Annotated in this window: 15 protein-coding genes; 5 read left to right on the top strand and 10 right to left on the bottom strand. The window is 66.3% G+C overall.

Going from position 1 to position 15,196, the window contains the following annotated elements:
- Positions 1–3 precede the first annotated feature (3 nt).
- From ACX1DW_RS12530 to cra, 6 genes are all read right to left on the bottom strand, one after another.
- Positions 4–453, bottom strand: a complete 450-nt coding sequence (locus ACX1DW_RS12530; protein ID WP_458991655.1) for a DMT family transporter — start codon at positions 451–453, stop codon at positions 4–6.
- Positions 454–538: 85 nt separating this feature from the next.
- Positions 539–1,096, bottom strand: coding sequence for a DUF4136 domain-containing protein (locus ACX1DW_RS12525; protein ID WP_011912172.1), 558 nt, complete (start codon positions 1,094–1,096; stop codon positions 539–541).
- Between the two features lie 73 nt (positions 1,097–1,169).
- Positions 1,170–1,778, bottom strand: a complete 609-nt coding sequence (locus ACX1DW_RS12520) for a DUF4136 domain-containing protein (protein WP_095460645.1) — start codon at positions 1,776–1,778, stop codon at positions 1,170–1,172.
- A gap of 18 nt (positions 1,779–1,796) precedes the next feature.
- The gene (locus tag ACX1DW_RS12515; RefSeq protein ID WP_181091295.1) at positions 1,797–2,546 is read right to left on the bottom strand and encodes a methyltransferase domain-containing protein; all 750 of its coding nucleotides are present in this window, start codon (positions 2,544–2,546) and stop codon (positions 1,797–1,799) included.
- Entirely contained in the window at positions 2,543–2,848 is a 306-nt protein-coding gene (locus tag ACX1DW_RS12510; protein ID WP_013981886.1) for a nucleotide pyrophosphohydrolase, read from the bottom strand. The genes ACX1DW_RS12515 and ACX1DW_RS12510 overlap by 4 nt, the downstream gene beginning before the upstream one ends.
- A 66-nt stretch (positions 2,849–2,914) precedes the next feature.
- Complete coding sequence (gene cra, locus ACX1DW_RS12505) at positions 2,915–3,904, bottom strand: catabolite repressor/activator (protein ID WP_181091297.1); 990 nt, start codon at positions 3,902–3,904, stop codon at positions 2,915–2,917.
- A gap of 179 nt (positions 3,905–4,083) precedes the next feature.
- On the opposite strand from cra, the gene ptsP reads away from it, so the two are divergent.
- The 4 genes from ptsP to ACX1DW_RS12485 all read left to right on the top strand — a co-directional run bounded on the left by ptsP (position 4,084) and on the right by ACX1DW_RS12485 (position 10,074).
- Complete coding sequence (gene ptsP, locus ACX1DW_RS12500) at positions 4,084–6,966, top strand: phosphoenolpyruvate--protein phosphotransferase (RefSeq protein WP_458991654.1); 2,883 nt, start codon at positions 4,084–4,086, stop codon at positions 6,964–6,966.
- Positions 6,966–7,901: a 1-phosphofructokinase gene (pfkB, locus tag ACX1DW_RS12495; protein ID WP_200600168.1), complete on the top strand. Its 936-nt coding sequence runs from the start codon at positions 6,966–6,968 to the stop codon at positions 7,899–7,901. Before ptsP ends, pfkB begins: the two co-directional genes overlap by 1 nt.
- A gap of 17 nt (positions 7,902–7,918) precedes the next feature.
- Entirely contained in the window at positions 7,919–9,658 is a 1,740-nt protein-coding gene (locus ACX1DW_RS12490) for a PTS fructose-like transporter subunit IIB (RefSeq protein WP_458991653.1), read from the top strand.
- 80 nt (positions 9,659–9,738) lie between these two features.
- On the top strand, positions 9,739–10,074 hold the full coding sequence (locus ACX1DW_RS12485) for a TraR/DksA family transcriptional regulator (protein WP_208217572.1): 336 nt from the start codon (positions 9,739–9,741) through the stop codon (positions 10,072–10,074).
- Here the strand turns inward: ACX1DW_RS12485 and ACX1DW_RS12480 are convergent.
- Positions 10,056–10,364, bottom strand: coding sequence for a hypothetical protein (locus tag ACX1DW_RS12480; RefSeq protein ID WP_156244320.1), 309 nt, complete (start codon positions 10,362–10,364; stop codon positions 10,056–10,058). The two genes, ACX1DW_RS12485 and ACX1DW_RS12480, sit on opposite strands and share 19 nt — an antisense overlap.
- Positions 10,365–10,431: 67 nt before the next feature.
- Positions 10,432–12,015: a peptide chain release factor 3 gene (locus ACX1DW_RS12475; protein WP_063544343.1), complete on the bottom strand. Its 1,584-nt coding sequence runs from the start codon at positions 12,013–12,015 to the stop codon at positions 10,432–10,434.
- Between the two features lie 406 nt (positions 12,016–12,421).
- Here ACX1DW_RS12475 and ACX1DW_RS12470 point away from each other — a divergent pair, with 406 nt between their 5' ends.
- A complete protein-coding gene (locus ACX1DW_RS12470) occupies positions 12,422–13,585 on the top strand; it encodes a type III PLP-dependent enzyme (protein WP_102840544.1) in 1,164 nt (387 codons plus the stop codon).
- A gap of 59 nt (positions 13,586–13,644) precedes the next feature.
- On the opposite strand, the gene ACX1DW_RS12465 is transcribed toward ACX1DW_RS12470, so the two are convergent.
- Both ACX1DW_RS12465 and ACX1DW_RS12460 read right to left on the bottom strand, forming a co-directional pair.
- Positions 13,645–14,403, bottom strand: a complete 759-nt coding sequence (locus ACX1DW_RS12465) for a tetratricopeptide repeat protein (protein ID WP_208217573.1) — start codon at positions 14,401–14,403, stop codon at positions 13,645–13,647.
- The gene (locus tag ACX1DW_RS12460) at positions 14,403–15,083 is read right to left on the bottom strand and encodes a Fe2+-dependent dioxygenase (protein ID WP_156244324.1); all 681 of its coding nucleotides are present in this window, start codon (positions 15,081–15,083) and stop codon (positions 14,403–14,405) included. The genes ACX1DW_RS12465 and ACX1DW_RS12460 overlap by 1 nt, the downstream gene beginning before the upstream one ends.
- Positions 15,084–15,196: the final 113 nt, after the last annotated feature.

Raw genomic sequence — 15,196 nt, 5'->3', positions numbered from 1 at the left:
CTGCTAGCCGCGCTGGATCAGCCAGACCCCAGCGAAGATCAGCAACAGGCCGGACACCTTGCCGAGGCTGATTGAGGACTGGCGGAAACCGGCCCAGCCGAAGTGGTCCAGCAGCAGGGCGACGAACAGCTGGCCGGCCAGCAGCAATGCCATGAACAGCAGCGCGCCGGTGCGCGGTGCGGCGAAGGCGGCCGTGGCGATAAAGAAGGCGCCCAGCAGGCCGCCACACCAGTGCCACCAGTGCAGGCCCTTGAGGGTCTGCAGCGCCGGAATATCGCGCTGGACCGCCACGATGACGGACAGCGCCAGTGTGCCCACGGTAAACGAAAGCAGTGCCGCACCCATGACGTTGCCGAGGTGACGCGCGACCTGACCGTTGATTCCGGCCTGCAGGGGCAGCATGGCTCCGGCAATGAACGGCAGGGTGAGCAACCACCAGGCAACAGCAGGCATTTCAGGTCTCCAAGGATCAGCGGCGCGACAGTATGGCGAGCGCGGCAGTCGCTCGCCAGCACCGCGGCAGGTTCAGGCGCTTGGCTCAGTGCGGTGGGTATTGCGACAGCACCCGCGCCACCAGCTCGCGCATGCTGCCGGCGCGCTCGTCGGGCGTGCCCTGGCGGCTGCGCAGTACCTGCTCGGCACTGCCACGCCAGACCAGCTTGCCATCGGCGGCGTCATACAGATCGATCTGCAAGGTGCCGACCTGATAGTCGATGGTGCGGGTATCGGTGAACATCGGTCCGCCCCAGTAACCGTACCAGGGGTTGCCCCAGGCGCCGGAAGTGGTCGTGTATTGCTGGGTGCGCTGGTCGACGATGTACCAGGCCTGCACTTGCACGCCGGCCGCGGCACTCGCCGTGGCGGGCCGCAGGCCGCGCTGGTCCAGTTGCTCGGCAATGGCGTCGCGGATGCGCTGCTCGGTGAGGTCGCTCTGTATGCGCGGGTCATCCGGCCGGTACTGCAGCGCCGGCTCCTTCCAGCTCCAGGCGCGATAGGCGGAGAAATCCCGTGTCGGATCGAAATCGCGCTGCACCTGCGGGCCCTGGCAGGCGACGAGGGCGAGGAGTAGGGGAATCAGCAACAGACGGCGGAACATGATCGTTCTCCAGGGAAGGGTCTGCTCAGTCTAGGCCCGGCGCCTTCGTTCGGCGCGTAGCCACTTGCCGCACTCAGCGCGGCGGATAATCGGCCAGCGCCCGCTCGACGGCCTGGCGCACCGCATCTTGCTGCTTGGCCCGGCTGCCGCTCAGGCGCGCTTCGGCACGATTGCTCCAGACCGATTGCCCGGAGGCCGCATCGAACATCTCGATGCGCACCGAGACGACTTCCTCCTCGTAGTTGCGCACGATGGGCACGCTGGTGCCGACGCCATACCCGGTGCCGTAGCCACCGCCATAACGGCCTACGCCGACATGCGGGCCGTAGCCGTAGTTGTCGTAGGTCTGGCGGACTCGGGTTTCCTTGCTGGCGCTGGCGCTGATCCGTACATCGCCCGGAGCATTGCCCGGTGCCGGCCGCAGTCCATGTTGATCGAGGGCGCCGGCGACCATTTCCTGCAGTTCTTCACCGCTGATCGAAGCCGTACCCGCTGGCGGGCTGCGCCAGCTCCAGTGCTGGTAGCTGGAGAAGTCCCGGGGCGCGGCCGGGTAGGTGGGCGCCTGGATCTGTTCCACCGGAGGGGCGGGCGGTATCGGTGCCGATTCGTCGGTATAGGGGTTCTGGCTCTGGCAGGCCGCGAGGGTAAGGCAGAGCAAGGGCATAAACGCGCGGGTCGACATGGAAACCTCCCGGCCGGCTCAGCGTGGCCGGCACAACCAGTGCAGATAGCGCCCGAGGCCGGCGAAGGTGGGATGGCGGCGGTAGGCCAGTTCCATCTCGATGAGGTCGGCCGGCTCGGTGCGGGCCTGGAAATCGGCGGGCATGTAGTCATGGAAAACGCGCACGCCACTGCTGGATTCGACCTGCCAGTGCGGCGCGAGTTGCGCTGCCAGTTCGCGTGGGTCCAGCGGTTGCTGCGGGGTCAGGCTCTGCCGCTCGCCGGCATAGGTCTGGCTGCGCAGCTTCTTGAAGTGGCCCTTGAGCAGGTTGCGGTAGATCAGCGCATCGCGGTTGTAGAAGGCCAGCGACAGCCAGCCATCGGCCGCGGTCAGGCGGTGCAGCACCGGCAGGATCGCCTGGGGCTCGGCGAGCCACTCCAGCACGGCGTGGCAGATGACCAGGTCGAAGCGGCCGTCGACATGCGCTTCCACCTCCTGCCAGGGCGCCTGGATGAAGGTGGCCTGCTGACCGGCGTCGGCGAACTGCTGGCGGGCGCCTTGCAGCATCGGTTCGGCGGGCTCGGCGAGGGTGACCGCATGGCCCTGCTGCGCCAGCCAGAGGCTCATATGGCCGAGCCCGGCGCCGATGTCCAGCACCCGCAGCGCGCGCGGCGGCAGGATCTCGGCCAGGTCGGCCTGCAGCACGGCCAGGCGGATCGCGCCCTTGGCGCCGCCGTAGATCTTCTCGGCGAAACGCGTCGCCAGCTCGTCGAAATGGCGGTCGCTCATCGGACGAAGCGCCGCTCGTTGTCGGCCAGCTTGTCCAGCAGCGCCTGTTCCATGTCGATCCCCAGCTCGCTGCACATCAGCAGCAGGTACATGAGGATGTCGCCGACCTCCTGGCCAGCGTGCTCGAGCTTGTCGGCCGATAGCTGGCGCGACTCGTCCTCGGTCTGCCACTGGAAGATTTCCACCAGCTCGGCCATTTCCACACTGGCGGCCATGGCGAGGTTCTTCGGGCTGTGAAAGCGCTGCCAGTCGTTGCGATCGCGGATCGCATGCAGGCGCTGGGTGATCTGTTCGATGTTCATCAGGGGAGGCGGGCTGTTCGAAAGACGACAAGCTTCCGCCAGTGCGTCGGCGCCCGCAAGAGGGCGTCAGCCGCGGCGGACCTTCAGCTCGCGCTCGATGGCGATCACGCCGGGGCGGTAGTCGCCCTGTTCGATGGCGCGAATGGCCTGCTCCAGCACCTGCTCGGCGATCTGCGCGTGCTGCTGGGAAATCGCGTTGACCCGGATCGGCAGGAAATCCAGCAACTGCGCATCACCGAAGGTGCCCAGCCGCAGCTGTTCGGGCCAGAGCAGGTCGCGCTCGCGCAGCGCGTCGAACACGCCTTCCAGCAACACATAGGCGGTGGTGATCAGCGCATCGGGCAACGCGACGCGGTCGAGCAGGGCGAGCATCTGCGCGCGGCCGCAGGCGCGGCTGAACTGCTCGGCACGCAGGATGCTGACCGGCCCGCGGTGCTGCGCCAGTGCCTGCTGGAAACCTTCCTCGCGCTGCTGGCTGATGCGCAGCGCCGGGCGCGCGCTGATCAGGGCGACATGCGCCTCGGGCGGCACGTCCAGCGAGCGGGTCAGCTGCGCGCCGGCTTCGCGGTCGTCGCTGACCACCGAACAGAAGTGCACGGCATCCAGCGCACGGTCCAGTGCGATCACCGGCGTGCCGGTCGCCTGGACCTTGCGGTACCCAGCATCGTCCGCCGGCAGGCAGCTGGCGACGATCAGCGCATCGCAGCGTCGCGAGCGCAGCACCTGGATGACCTGGCGCTCGGTGTCCGGCTCATCGTCGGTCCCGGCGATCAGCAACTGGTAGCCGCGCTGTCGCGCACGCTGCTCGAGCAGCTTGGCCAGGCGTGCATAGCTGGGGTTTTCCAGGTCCGGCACGATGAAACCGAGGGTCCGGGACTGCCCGCGGCGCAGCCCGGCGGCCTGCTGGTCGAGCTGAAAACCCTGCTGCTCGGCGACCGCCAGCACGCGCTCGACCGTGGCCGGGCTGATCCGTCGCTGCGCGGCCTTGCCGTTGAGCACGTAGCTGGCGGTGGTTACCGAAACGTTGGCGAGGCGGGCGATGTCGGTCAGTTTCAACAGGGGGCCTAAAGACGGGTGGTATGAACTCGGGCTTCTAGAATTACCCAATATTGCGTAATGTGCCAGCCTTGGCTGAAACGTTTCAGCAGCTCTCAGGTCTGAAGCGCCAGCCCAGGATTCGGGCAATGCCGGCGCACCGTCGGCCACAACAATCGCGAGCCCCGCAGGAGTTCTCCATGCTTGAGTTGAACGCGCAGCACATCCACATGCATCAGGTCGCGGCGGACAAACCGGCCGCGCTGGCCCTGCTCGGCGAGGTGCTGGTTGCCGACGGGCTGGTGGCGCCCGGTTACCTCGACGGCTTGCGCGCACGCGAAGCCCAGGGCTCGACCTTTCTCGGCCAGGGCATCGCGATTCCCCATGGCACCCCGGAAACCCGCGATCAGGTGTTCACCACGGGCGTGCGGCTGCTGCATTTTCCGGAGGGCGTCGACTGGGGCAACGGCCAGCAGGTCCATCTCGCCATCGGCATCGCCGCGCGTTCCGACGAGCATTTGCGTCTGCTGCAGCTGCTGACCCGCGCCCTCGGCGAGGGCGATCTCAGCGAGGCGCTGCAGAAGGCCGAAAGCCCCGAGGCGATCATCGCGCTGCTGCAAGGGGCGCCACAGGAACTGGCGCTCGATGGCGAGCTAGTCGGGCTGGGCGTCGCCGCCGAGGACTTCGATGAGCTGGCCTGGCAGGGCGTCAAGCTGCTCAAGCGCGCCGAGTGCGTGGTCTCCGGCTTCAATGCCGGGCTCGCGCTCGACCAGGCCTTGCCGCTGGGTGAGGGCCTCTGGTGGCTGAGCAGCGAGCAGTCGGTGCAGCGACCGGGGCTGGCGTTCGTCACACCAGCCGCGTCGCTGGATCACCATGGCCAGCCGCTCAACGGCCTGTTCGTGCTGGCCAGCCTCGGCGAAGCGCACCGGGCGATGCTCGAGCGCCTGTGCAACCTGCTGATCGAGGGGCGCGGCGCGGAGCTGAGCCAGGCGACTTCCAGTCGCACAGTGCTCGAAGCTCTGGGTGGCGACGTGCCGGCGGACTGGCCGAGCGCCCGCGTGCCGCTGGCCAATGCCCACGGCCTGCACGCACGGCCCGCCAAGGTGCTGACCGAGGTCGCACAGGCCTTTGCCGGCGAGATCCGCGTGCGCCTGGCCGGCAGCCAGAGCGCGGGGGTGTCGGCCAAGAGCCTGAGCAAGCTGCTGGCGATGGGCTCGCATCGTGGGCAGGTGCTGGAGTTCATCGCCGAGCCCTCGATCGCCGACGATGCCTTGCCGGCGTTGGTGCGCGCGGTGGAGGAAGGGCTGGGCGAGGAAATCGAGCCGCTGCCAGTTGGCGGGGAACCGGCGGAGCAGCCAGCTGCCACCGTGCAACTGAATGAAGCCGCCCAGGATGTGCCCGCCTTGCGGGCCGGCGAGCAGGTCATCGGCATCGCCGCCTCGCCCGGCATCGCCATCGGCCCGGTGCTGGTGCGCAAGCCGCAGGCGATCGACTATCCGCGGCGCGGCGAATCGCCCGCCGTCGAGCTGCAGCGGCTCGACGCGGCGCTGGACGAGGTGTTCGCCGAAATCGGCACGCTGATCGCGCAGAGCCAGGTCGCCAGCATCCGTGACATCTTCACCACTCACCAGGCCATGCTCAGGGATCCCGCCCTGCGCGAAGAGGTGCAGGTGCGCCTGCACAAAGGCCTCAGCGCCGAAGCGGCCTGGATGGAGGAAATCGAAAGCGCGGCGCAGCAGCAGGAGGCGCTGCATGACCAGCTGCTCGCCGAGCGCGCGGCCGACCTGCGCGACGTGGGCCGCCGCGTGCTGGCCTGCCTGGCCGGTGTCGAAGCCGAGCAGGCCCCGGATGAGCCTTACATTCTGGTGATGGACGAGGTGGCGCCGTCGGACGTCGCCACCCTCAATGCTCAGCGCGTCGCCGGCATTCTCACAGCCGGCGGCGGCGCCACCTCGCACAGCGCCATCATTGCCCGGGCGCTGGGTATTCCGGCCATCGTCGGCGCCGGGCCCGGTGTGCTCGGCCTGGCGCCCAACACCCTGCTGCTGCTCGATGGCGAGCGCGGTGAGCTGCTGGTGGCGCCGAGCGATACGCAGCTCGAACAGGCCCGGGGCGAGCGCGCCGCGCGGGAGGAACGCAAGCGCCTGGCCCATGAGCGACGTCTGGAGCCGGCAATCACCCGTGACGGCCATCCGGTGGAGATCGCTGCCAACATCGGCGCCGCTGGCGAGACGCCCGAGGCGGTGGCGCTCGGTGCCGAGGGTATCGGCCTGCTGCGCACCGAGCTGGTGTTCATGAACCACGCTCAGGCGCCGGATCAGGCGACCCAGGAAGCCGAATACCGCCGTGTGCTGGAAGCCCTCGAAGGCCGGCCATTGGTGGTGCGCACGCTCGATGTCGGCGGCGATAAGCCGCTGCCGTACTGGCCGATGCCGCCCGAGGAGAACCCCTTCCTCGGTGTGCGCGGCATTCGCCTGAGCCTGCAGCGCCCGGACATCCTCGAAACCCAGTTGCGTGCCTTGCTCGCCTCCGCCGACGGCCGGCCGCTGCGGATCATGTTTCCCATGGTCGGCAATATCGAGGAATGGCGCACCGCCAAGGCGCTGGTCGATCGCCTGCGCGTCGAGCTTCCGGTGGCCGACCTGCAGGTGGGCATCATGATCGAGATCCCGTCCGCCGCGCTGATCGCGCCGGTGCTGGCGCAGGAAGTCGATTTCTTCAGCATTGGCACCAACGATCTGACCCAGTACACGCTGGCCATCGACCGCGGCCACCCGACGCTGTCCGGCCAGGCCGATGGGCTGCACCCGGCCGTGTTGCGCCTGATCGGCATGACGGTGGAAGCCGCCCACGCGCAGGGCAAATGGGTGGGTGTCTGCGGCGAGCTGGCCGCCGATGCGCTGGCGATACCCATGCTGGTGGGGCTGGGCGTTGATGAGTTGAGCGTGTCGGCGCGCAGCATCGCGCTGGTCAAGGCGCGGGTGCGCGAGCTGGACTTCGCCGCCTGCCAGAGGCTGGCTCAGCAGGCCCTGATGTTGCCCGGCGCCCATGAAGTGCGCGCCTTCGTCGGGGAGCACTGCTGATGGCGCGCGTACTAACCGTCACCCTCAATCCCGCGCTGGATCTCACCGTGCAGCTGCCCGCGCTGCACCTGGGCGAAGTCAATCGCAGCGACAACCTGCAGGTGCATGCCGCTGGCAAGGGACTCAACGTCGCCCAGGTCCTGGCCGATCTCGGCCATCAGCTGACCGTGACCGGCTTTCTCGGCGAAGCCAATGCGCAGCCTTTCGAGCAGCTGTTCGCCGCGCGGGGCTTCGCCGACGAATTCGTCCGCGTGGCGGGCGAGACCCGCAGCAACATCAAGCTGGCCGAGGCGGATGGGCGGATTACCGATATCAATGGCCCGGGGCTGGAGGTCGGTGCCGCCCAGCGCGACGAGCTGCTAGCCCGCCTCGAACGCCTGGTGCCTGGCCATGAGCTGGTCGTGGTGGCCGGCAGCCTGCCGCGCGGCGTCGAGCTGCCGTGGTTCGTCGAGCTGCTGCAGCGGCTCGCGCTGCTTGGTGCGCGTGTTGCGCTGGACACCAGCGGCGCGGCGCTGCGCGAAGGGCTGGCCCTGTCACCCTGGCTGATCAAGCCCAACGAAGAGGAGCTGGCCCAGGCCCGCGGCCTCGACCCGGCCGACGCTCGGGCCCTGGCCGACGAGGCTCGGCGCCTGAATGCCCGCATCGAACATGTCGTGATGTCCCAGGGCGCCGCGGGGGTCAGCTGGTTTTCGCCGGCAGCCGCCTGGCATGCCCAGCCGCCCAAGGTGCGGGTGGTCAGCACCGTGGGCGCCGGGGATTCGCTGCTGGCCGGCATGCTCCACGGCTTGCTGGCGGGTTGGCCGGCCGAGCGCACCCTGGCGCATGCCACGGCGATTGCCGCTCAGGCCGTCGGCCAAATCGGCTTCGGCATCACTGATCGGGCGCAACTGGCCGAGCTTGAAGCGGCCGTGCGGCTGCAGCCGCTCAGCCAATAATTACAAGAGGTGAAGGAATGAATCTGCTCATCATCACGGCCTGCCCCAACGGAATGGTCACCAGCGTGCTGACCTCGCGCCTGCTCGAAGCCGCGGCCCATCGCCTGGGCTGGTCGACCGCCGTGGAAGTCCACGATCCCAAGGCCATCGGCTCGCCGCTCACGGCCGAACAGATCGCCGAGGCCGACTTGGTCGTGGTGGTGAAAACCGGGCCATTGTCGCTGCAACGCTTCGTCGGCAAGCGTGTCGTGCAGTCGACCCCGTCCGAGGCGCTGCTCGACCCGGAAGGCTTCCTGCGCAGCGCCGCCGATACCGCGACCGAACTGCAGCCGGTCGACGAAGTCGACGCCGCGCCTTCCGGCGGCAAACCTAAGCTGGTGGCCATCACCGCCTGCCCGACCGGCGTGGCGCACACCTTCATGGCCGCCGAGGCGCTGCAGCAGGCGGCCGCGCGCAAGGGCTATGACCTGCAGGTGGAGACGCGTGGCTCGGTGGGCGCGCGCAACCTGCTCGACCCCCAGGCCATCGAAGAAGCCGACGCAGTGCTGCTGGCGACCGATATCGAGGTGGATGTCAACCGTTTCGCCGGCAAGCGCGTGTTCCGCTGCGGCACCGGTGTCGCACTGAAGCAACCCGAGGCGACGCTGGATCGCGCGCTGCAGGAAGCGGCCGTGCTCGGCGGTGGCGTCACGGCAAGTGCCGCTACGGGAGAACAGAAAGCGGAGAAGACCGGTGTCTACAAGCACCTGCTGACCGGGGTGTCCTACATGCTGCCGATGGTGGTGGCGGGCGGACTGCTGATCGCCCTGTCGTTCGTCTTCGGCATCGAGGCGTTCAAGGAGGAGGGCACGCTAGCCGCAGCCTTGATGAAGATCGGCGGCGAAACCGCCTTCCAGCTGATGGTGCCGCTACTGGCCGGCTACATCGCCTATTCCATTGCCGACCGCCCGGGCCTGGCGCCCGGCATGATCGGCGGCTTGCTGGCCGGTACGCTCGGCGCAGGCTTCATTGGCGGCATCATCGCCGGTTTCGTCGCCGGCTATGCGGCCAAGGCGGTGAGTCGCTGGATTCCACTGCCGGCCAGCATCGAATCGCTCAAGCCGATCCTGATCATTCCGCTGCTGGCCAGCCTGGTGACGGGCTTGGTGATGATCTACATCGTCGGCACGCCGGTGGCGAAGCTGCTCGCCGGGCTCACCGAATTCCTCGACACCATGGGCACCTCCAACGCCATCCTGCTCGGGCTGCTGCTGGGCACCATGATGTGCGTCGATCTCGGCGGGCCGGTGAACAAGGCGGCCTATGCCTTCTCCGTCGGGCTGCTCGCCTCGCAAAGCTACGCGCCGATGGCCGCGACCATGGCTGCCGGCATGGTGCCGCCGATCGGCATGGGCATCGCCACGCTGATCGCCCGCCGCAAGTTCGCCCAGACCGAGCGCGAAGCCGGCAAGGCCGCGCTAGTGCTGGGTTGCTGCTTCATCTCCGAGGGCGCGATTCCCTTCGCTGCCAAGGACCCGCTGCGGGTGATTCCGGCCAGCATCGCCGGTGGTGCACTGACCGGCGCGCTGTCCATGGCGTTCGGTGCCAAGCTGCTGGCGCCCCATGGCGGCCTCTTCGTGCTGCTGATCCCCAACGCGATCAACCATGCATTGCTCTACCTGGTCGCGATCCTGGCCGGGAGTCTGCTGACCGGGGTGGTCTACGCGCTGATCAAGCGGCCCGAAGCACAGGGCATGCTGGTGGAGGCGAGGGCCTGACTCGTCGAAGGTTGACGGCCATCAGTGCAAAGGGCATGGCGCGGTTCACACTGTTAGTCACCAGCAGAAGGAGCCACGCCATGTCCCGATTCGATCCCCAGCAAGCCCTCGAACGTCTGAGCAGCGACTACCTGCAGCGTGCCGCGGCGCTGCGCCGCGACCTGGCCCGCGAGCACGAGCATGATTCGGCGGAGCAGGCCCAGGAGCGGCAGAACGACGACGTATTGCGCGGCCTGCTGATCGAGGCCGAAGAAGAGTTGCGCCGCGTTGGCCTGGCGCGCCAACGCCTGGCACAGGGCCGTTACGGCGAATGCCAGCGCTGCGGTGAACCGATTGAAGAGGCGCGCCTACGGGCGATGCCGGCGGCCGAGTATTGCGTTGCTTGTGCCGACATCGCTCAGCAGGATCGACCCTGAGCTGGGCGATTACTGTCCGGCTCGACGCACTGCTGTTCAACGTGCTGCTCCAGACGCGGGGATTTACTTCGCAGGCTGGAGGTCAGGCTGTTCAGAAACTTTGTCGCCTGGGTCTGATCAGCAAAGCGCCGCGCGCCGTTCAGCGAGCCGGTGTAGCTGCCGTTACTGGCGGCATAGCAGTGCTGGTTGTTGTCGCAGCTGAGGGCTACGACCCAGTAAGGGCTGTTGATCAGCGTCCCAGCCTGGGCGACAGGGATTAGCAGAGCAAGCAGGAACATCAGACGACGCATGGCATAGCTCCAGGGAGATAAGCGCTGAACATAGCTCAGCGCGTGTCCTCGGCTTGTGTGGCGGTTCTCAGTGATGCTCGCGGGTGGCACGGAATTTTACGTCCGGCCAGCGCTCTTCCATCAGGCTCAGGTTCACCCGGGTCGGCGCCAGGTAGGTCAGGTGGCCGCCGCCGTCGACGGCGAGGTTCTCGTAGGCCTTGTCCTTGAATTCCTTGAGCTTCTTCTCGTCGCTGCACTCGATCCAGCGCGCCGACCAGACGTTGATCGCTTCATACGCGCACTCGACCTTGTATTCCTCCTTCAGGCGGCTGGCGACGACGTCGAACTGCAGCACGCCCACCGCGCCGAGGATGATGTCGTTGTTGCGCTCGGGGAAGAACACCTGGGTGGCGCCTTCCTCGGCCAGTTCCTGCAGGCCCTGGCGCAGCTGCTTGGATTTGAGCGGGTCCTTCAGGCGCACGCGGCGGAACAGTTCCGGGGCGAAGTGCGGGATGCCGGTGAAGCCCAGCACTTCGCCCTCGGTGAAGGTATCGCCGATCTGGATGGTGCCGTGGTTGTGGAGGCCGATGATGTCGCCGGCCCAGGCTTCCTCCAGCATCTCCCGCTCGCTGGAGAAGAAGGTCAGCGCGTCGGCGATCTTCAGGTCCTTCTTGATGCGCACGTGGCGCATCTTCATGCCCTTCTCGTACTTGCCCGAGCAGATGCGCATGAAGGCGATACGGTCGCGGTGCTTGGGGTCCATGTTCGCCTGGATCTTGAACACGAAGCCTGTGAATTTCTCCTCGACCGGCTCCACGGTGCGCTCGTTGGCGACGCGCGCCAGCGGCTTCGGTGCCCAGTCGACGACGGCGTCCAGCACATGGTCGACGCCGAAGTTGCCCAGTGCGGTGCCGAAGAACACCGGCGTCATCTCGCCTTTGAGGAAGGCGTCCTTGTCGAACTCGTGGCAGGCGCCCTGGACCAGCTCCAGCTGCTCGACGAAATCGTCGTACATGTCGCCCAGGTGCGCGCGGGCCTCGTCGGAATCGAGCTTGTCGATGACCCGCGTCTCGATGCGTTCGTGGCCATGGCCGGGCACGAAGACGATGATGCGGTCCTCGGCCAGGTGGTAGACGCCCTTGAAATCGCGGTAGCAGCCGATCGGCCAGGTGATCGGCGCGGCCTTGATCTTCAGTACCGCCTCGATCTCGTCGAGCAGCTCGATCGGGTCACGGATGTCGCGGTCGAGCTTGTTGATAAAGCTGACGATGGGTGTGTCCCGCAGGCGGCACACATCCATCAGCGCGATGGTGCGCGGCTCCACACCTTTACCGCCGTCGAGCACCATCAGCGCCGAGTCCACCGCGGTCAGGGTGCGGTAGGTGTCTTCGGAGAAGTCCTCGTGGCCAGGGGTGTCGAGCAGGTTGATCATGTGCTCGCGGTAGGGGAACTGCATCACCGAGGTGGTGATGGAGATGCCGCGCTGCTTCTCCATTTCCATCCAGTCGGAGGTGGCGTGGCGGTCGGATTTGCGCGACTTCACCGTACCGGCGACGGCGATCGCCTTGCCCATCAGCAGCAGCTTTTCGGTGATGGTGGTCTTGCCCGCATCGGGGTGCGAGATGATGGCGAAGGTACGGCGCTTCGCGACTTCGGCGGCCTGAGTGGTCATCGGTATTAAGGAACCCGTCGACGAGTAGTCGGTCTGTCAAAAAAGGCGGCGATTATAGCGGCAAATGGATTCCCCTGCGGCCCGCACGGCAGCGGAAATCGGCGGTTTTGTGCAGTTTCTAGGACGCTTTGTTTTGAATCGACAACAACTCGAAACGGATGCGTAATCGGGACGTTTTTTTGATTGATCTATGCCCCCCTTGGTCCTAAAGTTCGCGCCCGAACGTCCATGCTGGCAACGATCCATCCGGCTCAAGTACTGACGACGAGAGATCCACCGTGATACTCGGCGACATGCCTTGGGAAGTAGGCGAACCAAAGTGGGGAAACTGATCAGGCGTTCTTGTCAGGGCTGATGCCCTCCACCCCTCATCCGACTTTTGTTTCCCGTATTTGGAGTCCCACGCATGACGGTCAAGATCGAAGACTATTTCCCTCGCGCCACCTTCCAGAAGATGAAGGCTTTCGCCGACCAGCACGAAACCCCGTTCGTGGTGATCGACACCGAAACCATCAGCAAGGCCTACGACGACCTGCGCGCCGGTTTCGAATTCGCCAAGGTGTATTACGCGGTCAAGGCCAACCCGGCGGTGGAGATCATCGACCTGCTGCGTGACAAGGGCTCGAGCTTCGACATCGCCTCGATCTACGAGCTGGACAAGGTCATGTCCCGCGGCGTCGGCCCGGAGCGCATCAGCTACGGCAACACCATCAAGAAGTCCAAGGACATCCGCTACTTCTTCGAGAAGGGCGTGCGCATGTTCGCCACCGACTCCGAAGCCGACCTGCGCAACATCGCCAAGGCCGCGCCGGGCTCGAAGGTCTACGTACGCATCCTCACCGAAGGCTCGACCACGGCCGACTGGCCGCTGTCGCGCAAGTTCGGCTGCCAGACCGACATGGCCATGGACCTGCTGATTCTCGCTCGCCAGCTGGGCCTGGTGCCTTACGGCATTTCCTTCCACGTCGGCTCGCAGCAGCGCGACATCTCCGTGTGGGACGCGGCTATCGCCAAGGTCAAGGTGATCTTCGAGCGCCTGAAGGAAGAAGACGGCATCGAGCTGAAGATGATCAACATGGGTGGCGGCTTCCCGGCCAACTACATCACCCGCACCAACAGCCTGGAAACCTATGCCGAGGAGATCATCCGCTTCCTCAAGGAAGACTTCGGCGACGACCTGCCGGAAATCATCCTTGAGCCGGGCCGTTCGCTGATCGCCAACGCTGGCATCCTGGTCAGCGAAGTGGTGCTGGTGGCGCGCAAGTCGCGTACCGCGGTCGAGCGCTGGGTGTATGTCGATGTGGGCAAGTTCAGCGGTCTGATCGAAACCATGGACGAGTCCATCAAGTTCCCGATCTACGCCGAGAAGAAGGGCGAAGTGGAGGAAGTGGTGATTGCCGGGCCGACCTGTGACAGCGCCGACATCATGTACGAGAACTACAAGTACGGCCTGCCGCTGAACCTGGCCATCGGTGACCGCCTGTACTGGCTATCCACCGGCGCCTACACCACCAGCTACAGCGCGGTGGAATTCAACGGTTTCCCGCCGCTGAAGGCTTACTACATCTAAGCCGTAGTCGCCGAATGAAACGCCCCGCCATGCGGGGCGTTTTCGTTTCCGCGCTTCGTTCACTGTGGACCGGCGCGTAGCTCGTCGCGTCGCCGCGCGTAGGCCTCGACGATATCGGCGATCGGCGGCAGCGCGGCGGCCTGCAGGCTGGCCAGCGCGGTTTCGATGAACTTCAGGTGGCCGAGCTCCAGCGCGAGACTCAGCCAATGCCGGGCGGCGTCCCATTGCCGCTCGGCGATTAGCACGGCGGCATGGCTGAACTGCCCGCGAAAGTCGCCGGCTTCGGCCGAACGTGCATACCAGGCATGTGCCGTGGCCAGATCCCGCGCCACGCCGCAGCCGTCTTCGAGGCAGCGGCCGGTGAGGTTCATCGACTTGGCATGACCAAGCTCGGCAGCCTGGCGATAGAGCCGGTAGGCGGTCGTGTGGTCCTTTACCACGCCACGTCCGGTGGCCAGCAGGTTGGCCAGGTTGTACATGCCCCAGTCCAGCCCCAGATCGGCGGCGCGCCGGTAGTAGTCGGCGGCGCGCTTCGTATCGGCTGTGCAACCCCAGCCGTGCTCGTGGCAGCGACCGGCCATGTTGCAGGCCATGGCATGTCCGCGTTCGGCGGCGATGTCGAACCAGGTCAGGGCCAGCGTCGGGTCGGCCTGGATGCCGTAGCCTTCCAGCAGGATCTGGCCGAGTAGCGCCTGGGCCTCGACTTCGCCGGCCGCGGCAGCCGCCAGCACCAGCCGCGCGGCACGCTGCGGCTGCTCGGCGAGATCGTCCAGCTGGGTCGTGTCGAGGGCTTCCTCGCGGCGCAGAAGATGGGGCATCAGACCTCGACCCAGCGGCGCAGCAGGTTGTGGTAGGTGCCGGTCAGTTGCACCAGGGATGGGTGGTCCGGCACATCGGCGGTCAGTTGCTGGATGGCCTGGTCCATCTCGTAGAGCAGCGTGCGCTGGGCATCCTCGCGAACCAGGCTTTGAATCCAGAAGAACGAGGCCAGCCGTGCGCCGCGGGTCACCGGCTCGACCTTGTGCAGGCTGGTGCTGGGGTAGAGCACCATGTCGCCGGCAGCGAACTTCACCCGCTGCGTGCCATAGGTGTCCTGAATCACCAGTTCGCCGCCGTCGTATTCGTCGGGATCGCTGAAGAACAGCGTGGCGGACAGGTCGGTGCGCACGCGTTCGGCGCTGTTACGCACCTGCCGCACCGCATTGTCGATGTGATAGCCGAACTCGCCACCGGCCGTGTAGCAGTTGAACAGGGGCGGGAAGACCTTGCTCGGCAGCGCGGCGGACATGAACTGCGGATGTTGCCAGAGACGCTGCAGCATGGCCTCGGCGATTTCGCGCGCCAGGGGATCATCCTCCGCCAGCTGCAGATTGTGTTTCGCCCTGGCCGATTGGTAGCCGGCGGTGACGCGGCCGTCACGCCAGTCGGCCTGTTCCAGTGCGGTGCGGATACGGTCGGTTTCTTCTCGGGAAAACACATTGGCAATGCGTAGCAGCATGGATCACCGGAGGGGTTGGAAAGAGCAAATGATATTAGTTTGCATTTGGGTGTTTCAGAATGCGACAGAATGTATCAGAATGCTACCTGATAATAATAGCAATTCGCAGTTGC

This window comes from Stutzerimonas sp. KH-1 (assembly GCF_054483855.1).
This window is presented reverse-complemented; position numbering and strand designations above follow the sequence as displayed.